At 73.8% G+C, this 15,868-nt stretch carries 13 protein-coding genes; 6 read left to right on the top strand and 7 right to left on the bottom strand.

What is annotated here, in order from left to right; translation table 11 throughout:
• Positions 1 to 193: 193 nt before the first annotated feature.
• Positions 194 to 937, top strand: a complete 744-nt coding sequence (locus AB0L75_RS19370) for a class I SAM-dependent methyltransferase (RefSeq protein WP_365182282.1) — start codon at positions 194 to 196, stop codon at positions 935 to 937.
• Positions 938 to 960: 23 nt separating this feature from the next.
• On the opposite strand, the gene AB0L75_RS19365 is transcribed toward AB0L75_RS19370, so the two are convergent.
• Positions 961 to 2,127 (bottom strand): helix-turn-helix domain-containing protein, encoded by a 1,167-nt coding sequence (locus tag AB0L75_RS19365; RefSeq protein WP_365182280.1) that lies wholly within the window; start codon positions 2,125 to 2,127, stop codon positions 961 to 963.
• 159 nt (positions 2,128 to 2,286) lie between these two features.
• Here AB0L75_RS19365 and AB0L75_RS19360 point away from each other — a divergent pair, with 159 nt between their 5' ends.
• Positions 2,287 to 3,780: a long-chain fatty acid--CoA ligase gene (locus tag AB0L75_RS19360; protein ID WP_365182278.1), complete on the top strand. Its 1,494-nt coding sequence runs from the start codon at positions 2,287 to 2,289 to the stop codon at positions 3,778 to 3,780.
• A 70-nt stretch (positions 3,781 to 3,850) separates the two neighbouring features.
• Entirely contained in the window at positions 3,851 to 4,327 is a 477-nt protein-coding gene (locus AB0L75_RS19355) for a DNA-binding protein (protein ID WP_365182276.1), read from the top strand.
• An 18-nt stretch (positions 4,328 to 4,345) separates the two neighbouring features.
• Here AB0L75_RS19355 and AB0L75_RS19350 read toward each other — a convergent pair whose 3' ends face one another.
• Together AB0L75_RS19350 and AB0L75_RS19345 are read right to left on the bottom strand one after the other, a co-directional pair.
• Positions 4,346 to 7,543, bottom strand: a complete 3,198-nt coding sequence (locus AB0L75_RS19350) for an amidohydrolase family protein (protein ID WP_365182274.1) — start codon at positions 7,541 to 7,543, stop codon at positions 4,346 to 4,348.
• 189 nt (positions 7,544 to 7,732) lie between these two features.
• A complete protein-coding gene (locus tag AB0L75_RS19345) occupies positions 7,733 to 9,067 on the bottom strand; it encodes a hypothetical protein (RefSeq protein ID WP_365182273.1) in 1,335 nt (444 codons plus the stop codon).
• A gap of 113 nt (positions 9,068 to 9,180) precedes the next feature.
• Here AB0L75_RS19345 and AB0L75_RS19340 point away from each other — a divergent pair, with 113 nt between their 5' ends.
• On the top strand, positions 9,181 to 10,413 hold the full coding sequence (locus AB0L75_RS19340; protein WP_365182271.1) for a molybdopterin-dependent oxidoreductase: 1,233 nt from the start codon (positions 9,181 to 9,183) through the stop codon (positions 10,411 to 10,413).
• Between the two features lie 313 nt (positions 10,414 to 10,726).
• Here the strand turns inward: AB0L75_RS19340 and AB0L75_RS19335 are convergent, their stop codons facing one another.
• The 3 genes from AB0L75_RS19335 to AB0L75_RS19325 are packed head-to-tail and all read right to left on the bottom strand — an operon-like array spanning position 10,727 to position 12,782.
• A complete protein-coding gene (locus AB0L75_RS19335) occupies positions 10,727 to 11,479 on the bottom strand; it encodes a class I SAM-dependent methyltransferase (RefSeq protein WP_365182269.1) in 753 nt (250 codons plus the stop codon).
• Positions 11,479 to 12,093, bottom strand: a complete 615-nt coding sequence (locus AB0L75_RS19330) for a DUF2064 domain-containing protein (protein WP_365182267.1) — start codon at positions 12,091 to 12,093, stop codon at positions 11,479 to 11,481. The genes AB0L75_RS19335 and AB0L75_RS19330 overlap by 1 nt, the downstream gene beginning before the upstream one ends.
• Entirely contained in the window at positions 12,090 to 12,782 is a 693-nt protein-coding gene (locus tag AB0L75_RS19325) for a glycosyltransferase family 2 protein (protein WP_365182266.1), read from the bottom strand. The genes AB0L75_RS19330 and AB0L75_RS19325 overlap by 4 nt, the downstream gene beginning before the upstream one ends.
• A 111-nt stretch (positions 12,783 to 12,893) precedes the next feature.
• On the opposite strand from AB0L75_RS19325, the gene AB0L75_RS19320 reads away from it, so the two are divergent.
• Together AB0L75_RS19320 and AB0L75_RS19315 are read left to right on the top strand one after the other, a co-directional pair.
• Positions 12,894 to 13,625 carry a response regulator transcription factor gene (locus tag AB0L75_RS19320; protein WP_365182265.1) on the top strand — a complete coding sequence of 244 codons (732 nt, stop codon included), beginning with the start codon at positions 12,894 to 12,896 and terminating at the stop codon, positions 13,623 to 13,625.
• Between the two features lie 2 nt (positions 13,626 to 13,627).
• Positions 13,628 to 14,740 (top strand): HAMP domain-containing sensor histidine kinase, encoded by a 1,113-nt coding sequence (locus AB0L75_RS19315; RefSeq protein ID WP_365182263.1) that lies wholly within the window; start codon positions 13,628 to 13,630, stop codon positions 14,738 to 14,740.
• Positions 14,741 to 14,816: 76 nt separating this feature from the next.
• On the opposite strand, the gene AB0L75_RS19310 is transcribed toward AB0L75_RS19315, so the two are convergent.
• A complete protein-coding gene (locus tag AB0L75_RS19310; protein ID WP_365182261.1) occupies positions 14,817 to 15,818 on the bottom strand; it encodes an NAD-dependent epimerase/dehydratase family protein in 1,002 nt (333 codons plus the stop codon).
• Positions 15,819 to 15,868: the final 50 nt, after the last annotated feature.

Raw genomic sequence — 15,868 nt, 5'->3', positions numbered from 1 at the left:
GTCGATGACTGGGGGAGGAGAGTCCCGGTCTCCCGCCCCACTGATCTTCGTTCGAAATATCGAAAGCTGTGCGACATGCTGTGCGGAGACCTACGGTAGAGGACTGGCTCCCGGTGTCAATGGCGCGTGGGGGGCTGGGGTGCCGGGGGATATCCGCTGGACAACTCCCTTGCGAGAGACCAGCGTTGATGCCATGCAGCAGGAGAACATCTGGGACGCCTCCGTCGCCCAGCGCTACGACACACCGGGCACCGGCATGTTCGCGCCCGAGGTACTGACGCCCGCGGTGGAACGCCTCGCCGAACTGACGGACGGCGGAGCGGCGCTGGAGTTCGCGATCGGCACCGGCCGCATCGCCGTCCCGCTGTCCGAGCGAGGAGTTCCCGTCACCGGTATCGAGCTGTCCGAGCCGATGGTGGAGCAACTGCGGACCAAGGCCGCCGAAGCCGCGATCCCCGTGGTCCTGGGCGACATGGCGACGGTCACCGCTCCGGGGACGTACAGCCTGGTCTACCTCGTCTACAACACGATCTCCAATCTCCTCACCCAGGCGGAGCAGGTCGAGTGCTTCCGCAACGCCGCCCGCCACCTCGCACCCGGCGGCCGGTTCGTCATCGAGCTGTGGGTGCCCGAACTGCGCACCCTGCCCCCGGGGACGACGGCCACCGTGTGGCACTCCGACGCCGAGTACATCGGACTGGACACCTACGACGTCCTCGACCAGCGTGTCGTATCGCACCACTTCCACTTCGACGGCACCGGGGAGGCCCGGCTGTACCGCAGCCCCCACCGCTACATCTGGCCCGCCGAACTCGACCTCATGGGCCGACTGGCCGGATTCGAGCGGGAGTCCAGGCACGCGGACTGGACGGGCGCCGAGTTCACCGCCGAGTCCCGTTCCCATGTCTCGGTGTACCGGCTTCCGCCGAAGCGGTAGCGGACGAGCGGCACCTCCGATGCTCAGGAAGGCAGCAGACGCAGGGCGTACAGGGCCGCGCCCAGGTCGGCGAGGGCGAGCGGGTCGGTGAGCGTGCGCCCGGTCAGCTCCTCGATGCGACGCAGCCGGTAGCGCACGGTGTTGGGGTGGACGAAGAGCCGTTCCGCTGCCTCGGCGGCCGCACCACCCGAGGTGAACCAGTGCCCGAGGGTCTGCAGCAGCCGGGCCCGCTCCGCCGCCGGCAGCGCGAGCAGGGGCCCGAGGGACACCTCGACCAGCCGGCTCGCCTCCGCCGGGGCCGCCGCGACCAGCATCGCCAGCGGGCTGTCGTCGAACCGGGTCACGCCCGGCCCGTCGCCGCGCAGTCCGGCCAGGGCCAGTCGCGCGAACCGCAGCGCCTGGGGGGTCTCCCGCAGCGAGTCGAACCGGGGACTGACGCCGACCCGGGCGCGCCGGCGGCGCAGCGCCCGCAGGCTCACCGTCTCCGCGTCCCGGTGCTGGAGCGAGACCAGCCCGATCTGCTGGTCCGGCAGCAGCCGCCACACCGACGACACCCCCGAGCGGCGCAGCGCCGCCTCGATGCCGGGCAGCGGCTCCTGGCCGGGGTCGGGCACCGACGCGGCCACGACCGCGTAGGGGCCCCGCTCCGGCAGACCGAGCTGCCGGGCCGCCTCCCAGGGCGTCGTACGATCCGCGAGGGCGCCCGTGAACAGGGCCTCGGCCAGGGCGGAGCGGCGGGCCTCGCGCTGCAGCGCCAGCTCCGCGCTCGCCTCGCGATAGGCGGCCGCCACCGCCTCCGCATACCGGCCGAACAGGGCCCAGATCTCCGAGGAACCGGCCACCAGCTCGGCGTCCGTCACCTCCGGATGCCTGCGCGCCTCGTCGACCATCTCCGACCACACCAGTTCGAAACCGACCCGATAGGCGTGCAGGGTGTCCGCGAGCGGAACGCCCTGCTCGGCGCGGAGCCGCCCGGTCTGCTGAGCGGCTCCCACGTCGGGCTCGGCGCCGTAGGCGAAACGCCCCAGCAGCAGATCGGCGTTGTCCTCGCAGGACTCCCTGAGCGACGCGAACGGGGTCAGCGACTCGTCCGCGTACGACTCGACCTCCGCACGGATGCGCTGGGCCATCCGCTCACCCAGTTCCGGAAGGCGCACACGCAAGGCCGCGCCCACATTCGACAGACCCATACCCGCAGCGTACGACGCTTTGTTTGTTCCCGGGGACAACTCCGAGGGGGGTGAACTGTGGGCACCGCCATGGACGCCCGCGACCCCGCACGCGAGCATGCCGTGAGCGCGTGCGGCGGGACCCGCGGGCGCGGCGAGAGCATGCTGCGAGGAGGCATCATGGCCAATCTGGCGGAATTCCTGGTGGAGACGGCACGACGGCAGCCGGGGAGCCCGGCGCTGCGCCTCGGCACGGCGACCACCACTTACGCCGAACTCGACCGGCTGAGCGCCCAGGCCGCCGCGCTGCTGCGCACCGAGGGCCTGCGCACCGGCGACCGGGTCGCCCTGATGCTCCCGAACGTGCCCGAGTTCGTCGTCCTGTACTACGCGGTCCTGCGCGCCGGCGGCATCGTGGTGCCGATGAACCCGCTGCTGAAGGAGCGCGAGACCGAGTACCACCTGCGGGACTCCGGCGCCGTCCTGCTCTTCGAGTGGCATCAGGCGCCCGGCGAGGGCGCCGCGGGCGCGGCCGCCGCCGGGGTCCGGCACCTGGCGGTCGAACCGGCCGCCTTCGCCGCCGAACTGGCCCGCCTGGAGCCGCAGTACGACGTGACGGCCGCCGCCGGTGACGACATCGCCGTGCTGCTCTACACCTCGGGCACCACCGGCCGTCCCAAGGGCGCCGCGCTCACCCACGCCGGGCTCCGCCACAACACCGAGGTCAACGTCACCGAGGTGCAGCGCCTGACCTCCGACGACGTGATCGTGGGCTGCCTGCCGCTGTTCCACATCTTCGGGCAGACCTGCACCATGAACGTCGCCGTCCGCAGCGGGGCGTCGCTCGTCCTCGTGCCCCGCTTCGAGCCGCAGACCGTGCTCGACGCCATCGCCCGCGACCGGGCCACCGTCTTCGAAGGCGTCCCCACCATGTACGCGGCGCTGCTCCAGCACCCCGGTGCCGCCGCGGCCGACGTGTCCAGCCTGCGTATGTGCATCTCGGGCGGGGCCTCGCTCCCGGTGGAGGTCCTGCACGGGTTCGAGCGGCGCTTCGGCTGCATGGTGCTGGAGGGCTTCGGCATGTCCGAGACCAGCCCGGTCGTCTCCTTCAACCACCCCGACCGCCCGCGCAAACCCGGGTCCGTCGGCACCCCCATCCGGGACGTCGAGGTCCGGCTGCTCGACGACGCCGGCCGGGACGTCGCACCGGGCGAGGTCGGTGAACTCGCGGTGCGCGGGCCCAACTTGATGAAGGAGTACTGGCACCGTCCCGAGGAGACCGCCGCCACCGTCCCCGACGGCTGGCTGCGCACCGGCGACATGGCACGCCGGGACGAGGACGGCTATCTGTACATCGTCGACCGGAAGAAGGACCTCATCATCCGCGGTGGCTACAACGTCTACCCGCGTGAGATCGAGGAGGTGCTGCACGAGCATCCCGCCGTCGCCCTCGCCGCCGTCCTCGGGGTGCCCGACGAGCGGCTCGGCGAGGAGGTGGCGGCAGCCGTCGTCCTGCGCCCGGGAGCCGAGGCGGACACCGAGGAGTTGCGGCAGTTCGTCCGGGACCGGGTCGCCGCCTACAAGTACCCGCGCCGGCTGTGGCTGACGGACGCACTGCCCATGGGCCCCAGCGGCAAGATCCTGAAGCGGGAGATCAGCGCGCCGCTGTCCTGAGAGGCAGGATAAACAGATCGTTCACAATAATCCGTTGACGCCATGTTGTGTGCGATCCCACACTGGTCTCATGTCATCGACCGCTGACCACACCGATCCCTTCACGCCCCCGCAGCCCGAGCAGGCGCGCGCCCAGCGGGTGTACGCCTCGCTGTTCCGGATCGCCGAGCGGCATGCCGCGACGGACGAGCAACGGCGCCGGCAGACGCATCCGTCGGTCCTCGCGCCGCACGAGGCCGTCCGGCTTGTGACGTTCCTGCTCAGCGGGGCCGCGCTGGCGGAGGACGGTGAACCGGAGGTGGACCACGCCGACATCACCGCCGCGCTGAGCCTCGTGCCGCTGATGCGGGCGGAGATGGACGAGCTGGAGGCCGGGCTGCTGCAGATGGCTCGGGGACGGGGCATGACCTGGCCCGACATCGCCTTCGGCCTCGGCCTCGGCACTCCACAGGCCGCACGCCAGCGCTACGAGCGACTCGCCAGCCGTACCGCTGTCGACGACGGGGACGCCGGGGCCGGGGCCGAGGCCGAGGCCGAGACCGGCTGAGGCCATCCCGGCCGCGTGCTATCCGCCCTCCGTGCCGAGGTGGCAGCACGAGCCCCGACGGAGGTGATCGGCCACGTCGAGCCATGTCATCCCGGGCGGAGGCTCATGCCCACCGGAACGGCCGAACCGGTCAGACCGGTCGGACCGGTCGGTTCCGTGGGCGGACGTCAAGTCGGCCTGCTCGTGCGGGATTCCCTCGCGCACCACGACCGGGATGTCGACGAGGGTGTCGAAGTCGGAGAACGGATCGCCGTCGACGATCGTCAGGTCGGCGATCCTGCCCTCCTCCACCGTGCCGAGATCCGCGTCCAGGCCGAAGAGGCGGGCCGGCACGGTGGTCGCGCTGTGCAGGACCTCGGCGGGTGTGAAGCCGTGGGCGTGCAGGGCGCGCAGCGCCAGATGCAGGGAGAGACCGACCGGGACCAGCGGCGCGTCGGTGCCGAGAGCGATGCGGGCACCCTGCGTCGTGAGGCGCCGGTAGTCGGCCATCTCGGTGGCCAGGGCCCGCTGTTGGGCGTCGGTGGGCGCGGTCTTGGCGTGGTCGCGGACGACGGCGACGTCCCAGGGCGGCATGAGGCGCGTCACGCGCGGATCGTCCGCCAGCCGGGGGTCGGCGGCGAGCAGGATCTGCGCGGTGAACGGCGTGATGATCAACGCGAAGGAGCCGTCGGAGTACTGCTCCACCAGATCCTGGCCGATGCGGCCGAGCGGGGTTGTGGCATGCCCGAACTCCAGGCGTTGGGTGGCCTGCAGATGAGTGGTCAGGCTCTGGCCCGCCGCCCGGCCGGGCGCGCACAGATGGCTGCCGCTGGGCACGCCGAGCGCCCGGGCGACCGCAGCGGCCTCGGCCATGACCTCGCCCGGGGCCCGCACATAGGTCTTCACGAAGTCGACGTCCAGGGCGGCGGCGCGCCGGAGCGTGCGCCGGACACCGTCGCGGGTGCGGTGGGCGCGGCCCATGCTGTACGCGGTGCGCGCACCGTCGATGAGTTCGGCGCAGGCGAGCTGCCGCGGGCTGAGCAGCTGCCCGGAGTCGGCCGCCTCACGGAGCCGGACCGCTTCGTACAGCGCACTGCCGAGACAGGCCGTCGTCGTGATGCCGTACGCGAGCGCGGTGAGGCTCTGCCGGGCGCCGTAGGTGGCCGGATAGGGGTGGGTGTGGCTGTCGAAGAGACCGGGGAGGACGGTGCGGTCCGAGGCGTCGAGGGTGCGGTGTCCGGGGCGGCGGGCGCGGTGCGGCTCGACGGCGGTGATCCGTTTGCCGGTGACGAGGATGTCGACGTCGTGCCGAGGCGGCGCGCCGGTTCCGTCCCACAGCTGTCCGGCGTGGATCCGCAGCGGCTCGGGGGAACCGCTCGTACCGCGCCCGGCGGTCAGGCGGAGCGGGAGTGTGTGCGTCCGTGCGGTGCTGAGGGAGACGCGGCGGAGGCGGCCGTCGGAGAGGTAGAGGAGGGTGCCGGAGTCGGCGGACCAGCTGGGGTGGTCGGCCGGTTCGTCGGTGAGCCGGCGTGCGGGACCGGCCGGGGTGCCGTCCGCCGTCACCGGCAGCAGCCACAGCGCCGACTCGGCCACCAGCGCCATCCAGCGGCCGTCGGGCGACCAGACGGGCCCGGAGGCGCCCCGGTCCGACAACGACTGGTGTTCGGCGGGCAGATGACGGCGTTCGTCCCCGGTGCGGGTGTCGATGACCCGGATGAGGTTGTATCCCTCGCGGAAACGCTGGTTGAGCCGGTTGCGGTCGCAGAAGGCGATGTACCGGCCGTCGGGCGACCAGGTGGGGGCGCCGGGCGGCCCGTCGGTGGCCAGCGGCTTGGCCAGCCGCTGCTCGGCGCCCGTGGCCAGGGTGCGCACCAGCAGGTTCCCGGTCACGTCCTGACAGGCCAGGCGGGTGCCGTCCGGCGACAGCGCGGGAAACAGCCGCCCGCCCTCGGCCAACGCCTCGTCGGCGCCGCCGTCCAGATGGTGACGGCGTACGGCCACCAGCCCGTCCTGGTCCGTGCAGTACAGCACGCTGCGCCCGTCCGGCGCCCACGCGGGCATCTGCAGCAGGTGGACGTCGGCCGCCTGGAGCAGCTTGCGCGGCGTGCCGCCGACCGGCAGCAGCCACAGGGCGTTCAGCGCCACGAGGGCCACACTGCGCCCGTCGGGGGACAGGACCGGCCGGTGCAGCCCGCGCACCGGAGCCGGCCGCTCCGGGTCGAGCGGACGCCGTGGCCGCGGCCCGGACGGATCGGGCACCGGCATCCGCGCGGTGAAGGGCACCTCCCGCACGGAGGAGCGGGCCAGCGAGCGGACGCGGATCCGCCCGTCACCGACGTACAGCAGCTCGTCCTCGCTCAGCCAGCACGGCGGAGCGGCCGCCAGGTCCTCGTCCGCCGTGACGATCTCGCCGTCGACCATCAGCCGCGCCGCGTCGGGCGGCACCCCGGGGGTGCTCGCGCCGGTCAGATGGAGATATGCGATGCGCCCCGAGGGCGACACGGACGGGCACACCAGCCGGCCCGAGGTCACCGTGCGCAACACCTCTGCCGGGCCTCCCGTGACCGGTACCCGGACCAGCGACAGTCCGCCGTCGTTGCCGCCGCCCGGGGTGTGGGCGGCGCGCACGCACACCAGCGACCGCCCGTCGGCCGACCAGGCCGGATCGAAGTCCTCGTGGTCCCCGCCGGTGACCCGGCGCGGCCGGCCGTAGGCCAGGTCCAGCACCCACAGCCCGTAGGAGGAACCGGCGGTGGCGTCGCCGCCGCGTTCGGAGGAGAAGGCCAGCCGGGTGCCGTCCGGTGACCAGGCGACGCCGCGGTCGTCCCAGGGCCCGTCCGTCACCTGCCGCAGTCCGCCGCCGTCCGGGCGCAGCGTCCACAGATGGAAGCCGCCCCCGCGATAGCCGCACACGGCCAGCGTCCTCCCGTCCGGGGACAGGGCGGGCCGGGTCGCCTCCAGCTCCCAGCCCGTCACCTGTACGGCCCTTCCGCCGTCATGGGGCACGCGCCACAGCACCCCCTGCACCTCGGCGATCAACGCGCCGTCCGCTCGGCAGCCGGTCACCGAACCCCCGGTCATACCGGTGTAGTTGAGGAACCGCCCGGCGTGGTCGGCCCGTGCACCGGATGCCTCCGGCACCCCCGCGGCGGCCGCCGCCCGTGCGGAGGCGCCGGCGACCAGCCCTGCCGCCGCCGTCCCGATGAACCGCCGCCGATCGACCCTGCCGAAGTCCATCCCCTGTCCCTTCCTCCCGTTTCCGTCCAGCGAAGTGGCAGAGGTACGTCCCGCACCAGTACGCGATTTCGGCCACACCCGCCCCGTCCCACGCCCAGCGCAACGCCCGCACCGACCGGTGGTCACGCGGAGTCACTCCGGCACGGGTGTACGGGAGTGCTGGGAGGGGTGCCGGACCGTGCCCCCGTCTCACCACCCCGTCAGCAGCAGATGGTTGAGGAGCAGGGCCAGGATCGCCTGGGCGGCGAGCCAGGCGCGCGGGCGGGGGAGCAGTGCGCAGGCCGGGAGGAGCCAGAGGGCGAAGGGCAGCCAGATGCGTTCCGTCTCCGCCTTGCTCATGCCGGACAGGTCGGCGACCAGCAGGGCGAGCAGTGCGGCGGTGACGAGGAGGGCCAGCCGTGTCTCCGCCGGGTGGGTGCGGTCCGGGCGGGGGAGCAGCACCGTGGTCGTCCGGCGCAGGCCCGCCGCCGTGGCCGGGCCGGTGATCAGGGCGGTGCAGGCCAGGTTGGCCCAGACCCAGTAGCCGTAGGGGCGGGTGCCGCCGACGCCCTGGTAGTAGCGCGTGACGAGCAGGTGGTAGGCCTGCCACCAGTCGAAGCCGGCGAGCGTGAACAGCACGGGGAACACGGCCAGTCCGGCGAGCAGGGAGAGGAGAAGCGCCGGGCGTTCGCGCAGTCCGGAGCGGCCCAGTGCGAGGACCGCCGCGGCGATCAGCGCGAACAGCGTGAGGCCGTAGGAGAGATAGCAGGTCAGTCCGGAGAGCAGGCCCGAGGCCACCGCGCAGACATGCGACCGGCGGGTCAGGGCCAGGGCGAACAGTGCCGGCGACCAGGCGGCGACGGCCGCGAAGTACCCGTCGGCGGACGTGCCCTGCCACACCGCGGCCGGGGCCAGCACCAGGAACGGCGCGGCCCGGCGGGCGAGCGTCTCGTCGGCCAGCGCGCGCAGCGCGACCAGCACGGCCACGCATCCCGTGGCACCCACGGTGATGCACCACATCCCGGCCCAGCCGCCGCCCCGGAGCCCGATCCGGTCCAGCAGGACGAAGGTGAGCGTGGCGGCCGGCGGATGCCCGGCGATATGGGCGGGCCAGGGATCGGGGGTGCCGCTGACGATGTGGTGCGTGAAGTCGCGCAGGGTGGCCGGGATGTCGTGGAAGCGGCCGATGACCCGGAGGTACTCGTTGCTGGTGGTCAGCCGGCCCGCGATGCCCCGGTGCCAGCCGTCGATCAGGGCGAGCGACAGGATCCAGGCAAGGGCGCTCGCCCAGGCCACCGCGAGCAGCCCGCGCCAGGGCAGCCGGGCCGCGACCGCGGGGCCGTACGCCACGGTGGCCGCCGCCACCGCCAGCGCCGCTGGGGTGCCGGGCCCGACATGCGGGTCCCAGTCGGCGAAGACCGGTGGCCAGTGGACGAACAGGGTGTGGCGGGTGTCCTGGATGTGCCGGCCGACGACAACGGCCGCCGTCACGAGCAGGGCGGCGGCGCCGGCGGCGTACAGGTCGCGGCGGAGAGATCGGGTCACACCGGAACGCTAGGCCGGAGGACCGGCAACCGGCCGCCGACCGGGCAGGACGTCAGCGTTTCGTCACCGGTCACGGACCCGTTTCCGGGGGTCTGTCGGCCTACGGTCGGGACATGCGCGACCATCCCCGGCTTCCCACCTCCCCAGGCTTCTGGCGCAGCCCGCTGCGCGGCCCCTGGCTCACCTCGGTGCTCGGCCTCGTCCTGCTCGTCGGCATCACCGTGCTGTTCGTGACCGGACTGGTGTCGTACGCCGCCTACAACCCGGGCCTGTCCCGGGTGAACGACCAGACACCGGACAAGGGCATCCTGGGCTTCTACCTGTTCGCCTGGCCCACCGACCCGGTGTGGCTGTACCGGCTCACCCAGGGCGTCCATGTGACGCTCGGCATCACCCTGATCCCCGTCCTGCTGGCCAAACTGTGGTCGGTGGTGCCGAGGCTCTTCACCCTGCCGCCGGCCCGCTCCGTGACCCACGCGCTGGAGCGGATCTCGCTGTTGCTGCTGGTCGGCGGCGGCCTGTTCGAGTTCACCACCGGGGTGCTCAACGTCCAGCTGGACTATGTCTTTCCCGGCTCGTTCTACCCGCTGCACTTCTACGGGGCATGGGTGTTCTTCGCCGCCTTCCTCGCCCACGCCGCGCTCAAGACACCGGCCGCGGTCCGCACCGTACGCAGGCGGCGGCACGAGGAGAGCGACCTGGTCTCCCCGCGTCCCGCGCCGCCCACCGTCTCCCGGCGCGGCGCGCTGGGACTGGTCGGCGGGGGTTCCCTGCTGCTGTTCCTGACCACGGTCGGACAGAGCCTCGGCGGACCCTTCCGGCGTACGGCCCTGCTCGCGCCGCACGGCACGGCCGATCCCGGCGGCGGCCCGAACGGCTTCCAGATCAACAAGACGGCCGCCTACGCCGGCATCACCGCGGCCGACACGCACGAGGACGCCTGGCGGCTCGTGGTCACCGGCCGCACCGGCACCGTCCGGCTCAGCCGCGCCCAGCTGCTCAGACTGCCGCAGCACAGCGCGTCGTTGCCCATCGCCTGCGTGGAGGGCTGGTCTACCGCCGACCAGTGGTGGCGCGGGGTGCGGCTGCGCGACCTCGCGGCGCTCGTCGGCTACGACGGCGATCCGCCGGACGTGTTCGTGGAGTCCCTGCAACGGCACGGCGCCTTCCGCCGCGCGGCCCTGCGCGCCAACCAGGTGGCCGACGGGCGCTCCCTGCTCGCCCTCTCCGTCAACGGCGAGGAACTGTCCCCCGACCACGGCCACCCGGCGCGGATCATCGTGCCAGCGGCACCCGGTGTGCTCAACACCAAGTGGGTGGCCCGACTGACCTTCGGAGACCTGTGATGCCGCGTCGTCCCCCGCTGGGCAGCCCCCTCCAACTGCTGCTGCTCGTCTGCTCGTTCGCGCTCGCCGCGTACGCCGGGATCCGGCTGCTCGCCGGCGACTGGCTCGGGGTGGCGCTGTGGATCGTGGGCGCCGCGCTGCTGCACGACCTCGTCCTGCTGCCGCTGTACACGGTGGCCGACCGGGCGGTCGTACGCGGACTCGGGGCGGCCGGACGGCGTGGCTGGACGCTCTACGTACGCGTCCCGGCGACGCTGTCCGGGCTGCTCCTGCTCGTCTGGTTCCCGCTGATCAGCGGGATGGTGGCCGGGCCCTACCGGTCGGCCACCGGCCTCTCGCCGGACGGCTTCCTCACCCGCTGGCTGCTGATCACCGCCGTACTCTTCGGCGGTTCGGCGTTGCTGCTGGGCCTGCGGGTGCGCAGGGCCACGAAGCGACGGCCGTCCGCGCCCCACTGAGCGACGGGCCGCCAGCCGGCCCTGCGCGCGTACCGCAGCAGGGCCGGGGTGCCGAGGCGCGCCCAGGGGAAGGGGGCACCGGCGGCCCGCGCGGCACCGAACGTGTCGACGACCTGGACCCGGGCGCGTTCGTCGACGTGTCCCGGCAGGGTCTCGGCGATCAGCAGACCGCCCGGGCGCAGCAGCGCGGCCACCCGCTGCAGCAGGGCGGACGGCTCTCCGCCGATGCCGATGTTGCCGTCCATCAGCAGCACGGTGTCCCACCGGCCCTCGCCGGGCAACCGCTCGAAGACCGAGCGCCGCAGCGCCTGCCCGCCGAGCCCGACGGTGTGGTCGACGGCGGCCTCGCTGACGTCGATGCCGAGCACGGTACGGCCGCGGGCGGCGAGTTCCGCGACGAGCCGGCCGGGACCGCAGCCGACGTCCAGGACGGCGCCCTCGCAGCGGTCCAGCACCGCCCGGTCCACGGCGTCCGCGCTGCCGCACCAGCGCTCCACCTCCAGCGGCAGCAGCCAGCCGTCGGCGCGGCGCAGGAACAGCGGGCCGCGGCCGGTGCGCAGCGCGGCCGCGTAGGGGTCCGCGGCCGCCCAGGCGACAGAGCCGCCCATCACCGGGTGACCGGTGTGCAGCGGGCCAGCCGGGCGGCGAACCGCCCGTGCGGGGCCAGCGCGGCGACCGCGCGCGCGTCGGCGGCGGTGTCGACGTCCCGCAGCCGGGGCAGCTCGCGCACCCGCAGCCCGGCGGCCAGCAGCCGCTCCCGCTGCACCGCCCCGGTCTGCGGCGTCGACATGGGCACCCCGCGCAGCAGCGCCGGGTCGGGCTCGGCCAGACCCAGGGCCCAGAAGCCGCCGTCCTCGGCCGGACCGAAGTACGCGTCGCAGCCCGCGAAGTCCACGGCGAGCAGCTCCGGTGTCACCTGCGGGGTGTCCATGCCGATGAGCAGGGCCGGGCCGGTGCAGTGCGCGAAGGCGTCCGCCAGCCGCTCGTCCAGCCCGCCCGCGCACTGCGGCAGCACCTCGAAGCCGGGCGGCAGCCAGGGTCCCGGCGCCCCGTCGAGGACGAGGACCCGCCGGGTCGCGGGAGCCGCCGCCACGGCGTGCAGGGTGTCGACGAGCGCCGCCTCCGCGAGCCGGGCCGCCTCTCGCGGGGTGAAGGGCGGGGTGAGCCGGGTCTTGACGCGTCCCGGGAGCGGTTCCTTGGCGATGACAAGAAGCGCGGTCATCGTACGAGCCCCCCGTCGGCCGGGGTCTCGGCGAGCACGCGGCTCATGTCCCGCACCGCCTGCCAGGTGCCGCGCCAGGTGCCCGTCACCTTGGAGGCGCCGGTGCGAGGCCGGTAGGGCACGTCGTGCTCGGCGATACGCCAGCCGGCGTCGGCCGCGCGGACGACCATCTGCAGGGGATAGCCGCTGCGCCGGTCGGTGAGACCGAGCGCGAGCAGCGGCTCACGTCGGGCGGCGCGCAGCGGACCCAGATCGTGCAGGCGCAGCCCGGTACGGCGGCGCAGCATCCGGGCCAGCGCGAGATTGCCCGCGCGGGCGTGCGCGGGCCAGGCACCCCGGCCCTCGGGGCGCCGCCGGCCGAGCACCAGGTCGGCCGCGCCCTCCCGGATCTCCCGCACGAAGGGCACCAGCAGCGCGGGGTCCAGGGAGGCGTCGCAGTCGCAGAAGCACACGACGTCGCTCGTGGCCGCGGTCAGCCCGGCGTGGCAGGCGGCGCCGAAGCCGCGCCGCGGCTCGTGCACCACCGTCGCGCCGAGCGCGCGGGCGAGGTCGGCGGAGCCGTCGGTGGAACCGTTGTCGACGACGAGGGCGCGCCAGCCCGCCGGGATCCGGCCGAGCACCCAGGGCAGGGCCTCGGCCTCGTCCAGGCAGGGCAGCACCACGTCGACGTCCGTGGAAGTGGTCGTCACGGTTTCAGCCTACGAACGCCAATCGGGCATATCGGACTCGCGGTCCTTACGAAACGCGGACGCCCGGCCCAGGGCGCGCCACCGCCGGACCTGCGGTGCGACGCTTGGGGCATGCAATCGCCGTACGAGCCCCACGAGACCGAAACCGCAGGCGGGGCGGCCCGGATCCTGGTCGTCGACGACGATCCGACCGTCGCCGAGGTCGTCACCGGATATCTGCACCGCGCCGGCTATCTGGTCGACCGCGCCGACGACGGCCCGACCGCCCTCACTCGCGCCGCCGCGCACCGGCCCGACCTCGTGGTGCTCGACCTGATGCTGCCCGGCATGGACGGCCTGGAGGTGTGCCGGCGGATGCGGGACCGCGGGCCCGTGCCGGTCATCATGCTCACCGCCCGCGGCGACGAGGACGACCGCATCCTGGGCCTGGAGGTCGGCGCCGACGACTACGTCACCAAGCCCTTCAGCCCCCGCGAACTGGTCCTGCGCGTGGAGTCGGTACTGCGCCGCAGCCGCCCCGCGGCCACGGGGCACCGGCTCGCCGCGGCCGGACTCTCGATGGACCCCGACGCCCGCAGGGCGACCAAGAACGGCAGCGAACTCGCCCTCACTCTCAGGGAGTTCGACCTGCTCGCCTTCTTCCTGCGGCACCCCGGCCGGGCCTACAGCCGCGAGGACCTGATGCGCGAGGTCTGGGGCTGGGACTTCGGCGACCTGTCCACCGTCACCGTCCATGTCCGCCGGCTGCGCGGCAAGGTCGAGGACGACCCGGCACGGCCCCGCCTGATCCAGACGGTCTGGGGCGTGGGCTATCGCTTCGAGCCCGGAGAGGCGGTGCTCTGACCATGCGTGACACCCTTCTCATCGCCCTCTACGCCTTCGCGGGCGCCGCCGCCGCGGGCGTCGCGGGAGCGGGTGTGCTGCGGCTGATCCGGCGACGCTCGCTCACCGCCTCCCTAGCCGTCGTCGCGGCCGTCGGCGTCGTCGCCATGCTCGCCGGCACGCTGGCCGTCGCCTGGGCGATGTTTCTGTCCTCGCACGACCTGAGTGTGGTCACCACCGTCGTCGCCATGGCTGCCGTGGTCTCCCTGGCCACCGCACTGGTGCTCGGCCGCTGGGTCGTGGCCCGCAGCCGCGCCCTCGCCGACGCCGCCCGCTCCTTCGGTGACGCCGGTTCCTTCGCCGCCCCGCACGGCCCCGCCACCGCCGAACTGGACGCCCTCAGCCGCGAGTTGGCCGCGACCAGCGCCCGGCTCGCCGAGTCCCGCGAGCGGGAGCGGGCGCTGGAGAAGTCCCGGCGCGAACTGGTCGCCTGGATCTCGCACGATCTGCGCACCCCGCTGGCCGGACTGCGCGCCATGTCCGAGGCGCTGGAGGACGGGGTGGCCGCCGATCCCGACCGCTACCTCAAGCAGATGCGCACCGAGGTCGAACGGCTCAACGACATGGTCGGCGACCTCTTCGAACTCTCCCGTATCCACGCGGGCACGCTCCCGCTGAGTCCTGTCCGGATCTCCCTGTACGACCTGGTCGGCGACGCGCTGGCGGGCGCCGACCCGCTCGCCAGGGAAAACGGCGTACGCCTCGTGGGCGACCACGTCGAACCCGTGCCGGTCGAGGTCGACGGCAAGGAGATGACCCGGGTGCTGGGCAACCTCCTGGTCAACGCCATCCGCCGGACCCCGCCCGACGGCACGGTCGCCATCGCCGCCGAACGCACCGAGGACGGAGTGGTCCTGTCCGTCACCGACGGCTGCGGCGGCATTCCCGAGGAGGATCTGCCGCGCGTCTTCGACACCGGCTGGCGCGGCACCGACGCCCGCACGCCACCGGCGGGCGCGGGCCTCGGCCTGGCCATCGTCCGGGGCATCGTGGAGGCCCACCAGGGCCGGGCCAGCGTGCGCAACATCCCCGGAGGCTGCCGCTTCGAGGTGACTCTGCCAGTTCCGACGTCGTAAGTCGCAGGCATCGTTCCCGTTTTCGCTGTGACTCCTCCCTGCGTGAGCCCCCAAGCAGCCGCGTTCCGGCCCTGCTTCAGCCCTCGCCCGGTTCCGCCCACGCGAACTCCCGCATCCCCTCGGCGAACCCGACCCGCGGCTGCCACCCCAGCGCGGAGCGCAGGCGGGAGGAGTCCGCGGTGATGTGCCGTACGTCGCCCAGCCGGTACTCCCCGGTGACCACGGGTTCCGGTCCGCCGTACGCGGCCGCCAGCGCCCGTGCCAGTTCGCCGACGGTACGCGGCTCACCGCTGCCGGTGTTGTACGCGGTGAGGACACCCGGGGCGGCCGGCGCCTCCAGCGCCGCCACGTTGGCCGCCGCCACGTCCCGGACATGGACGAAGTCCCGCCGCTGCCGTCCGTCCTCGAACACCCGCGGGGCCTCGCCGCGGGCCAGGGCCGAGCGGAAGAAGGACGCGACCCCGGCGTACGGGGTGTCGCGCGGCATCCGGGGGCCGTACACGTTGTGGTAGCGCAAGGACACCGCCGCCCCACCCGTGCTGCGGGCCCAGGCGGCGGCCAGGTGCTCCTGCGCCAGCTTGGTCGCGGCGTACACGTTGCGCGGATCGGCCGGCGCGTCCTCGTCGACGAGCCCGGGGCTCAGCTGTGCGCCGCAGTGCGGGCACACGGGCTCGAACCGTCCCGCGTCGAGGTCGGCGACGCTGCGCGGACCGGGGCGTACGACCCCGTGCCGCGGGCACGCGTAACGTCCCTCGCCGTACACCACCATCGACCCCGCGAGCACCAGGCGCCGTACCCCCGCCTCCGCCATGGCCGCGACCAGCACCGCCGTGCCGAGGTCGTTGCGCGAGACGTACTCCGCCGCGTCGGCGACACCGTCGCCGAGTCCGACCATCGCCGCCTGATGGCACACGGCGTCCACCCCGGCCAACGCCCGCGCGACCGAGACCGGATCGCGCACGTCCCCGCCGGTGTCGGCGCGGACGTCGTACACGAGTGGCTCATGCCCGCTCGCCCGCAGCGCCTCGACGACATGGGACCCGATGAAACCGGCACCGCCGGTGACCAGTACACGCATACGGCCACGCTAGACGCGCACGGCACCGTGACCGGGGCACGCGACCGTCG

The organism is Streptomyces sp. NPDC052101 (assembly GCF_040680235.1).
GTDB lineage: Bacteria > Actinomycetota > Actinomycetes > Streptomycetales > Streptomycetaceae > Streptomyces.
This window is presented reverse-complemented; position numbering and strand designations above follow the sequence as displayed.

What these genes read in the sequence shown, in the direction of transcription:
- AB0L75_RS19370 (WP_365182282.1), top strand. Translation starts at nt 194, where the DNA reads ATGCAGCAGGAGAACATCTGGGACGCCTCCGTCGCCCAGCGCTACGAC.
- AB0L75_RS19365 (WP_365182280.1), bottom strand. Translation starts at nt 2,127, where the DNA reads ATGGGTCTGTCGAATGTGGGCGCGGCCTTGCGTGTGCGCCTTCCGGAA.
- AB0L75_RS19360 (WP_365182278.1), top strand. Translation starts at nt 2,287, where the DNA reads ATGGCCAATCTGGCGGAATTCCTGGTGGAGACGGCACGACGGCAGCCG.
- AB0L75_RS19355 (WP_365182276.1), top strand. Translation starts at nt 3,851, where the DNA reads ATGTCATCGACCGCTGACCACACCGATCCCTTCACGCCCCCGCAGCCC.
- AB0L75_RS19350 (WP_365182274.1), bottom strand. Translation starts at nt 7,543, where the DNA reads ATGGACTTCGGCAGGGTCGATCGGCGGCGGTTCATCGGGACGGCGGCG.
- AB0L75_RS19340 (WP_365182271.1), top strand. Translation starts at nt 9,181, where the DNA reads ATGCGCGACCATCCCCGGCTTCCCACCTCCCCAGGCTTCTGGCGCAGC.
- AB0L75_RS19335 (WP_365182269.1), bottom strand. Translation starts at nt 11,479, where the DNA reads ATGGGCGGCTCTGTCGCCTGGGCGGCCGCGGACCCCTACGCGGCCGCG.
- AB0L75_RS19330 (WP_365182267.1), bottom strand. Translation starts at nt 12,093, where the DNA reads ATGACCGCGCTTCTTGTCATCGCCAAGGAACCGCTCCCGGGACGCGTC.
- AB0L75_RS19320 (WP_365182265.1), top strand. Translation starts at nt 12,894, where the DNA reads ATGCAATCGCCGTACGAGCCCCACGAGACCGAAACCGCAGGCGGGGCG.
- AB0L75_RS19315 (WP_365182263.1), top strand. Translation starts at nt 13,628, where the DNA reads ATGCGTGACACCCTTCTCATCGCCCTCTACGCCTTCGCGGGCGCCGCC.
- AB0L75_RS19310 (WP_365182261.1), bottom strand. Translation starts at nt 15,818, where the DNA reads ATGCGTGTACTGGTCACCGGCGGTGCCGGTTTCATCGGGTCCCATGTC.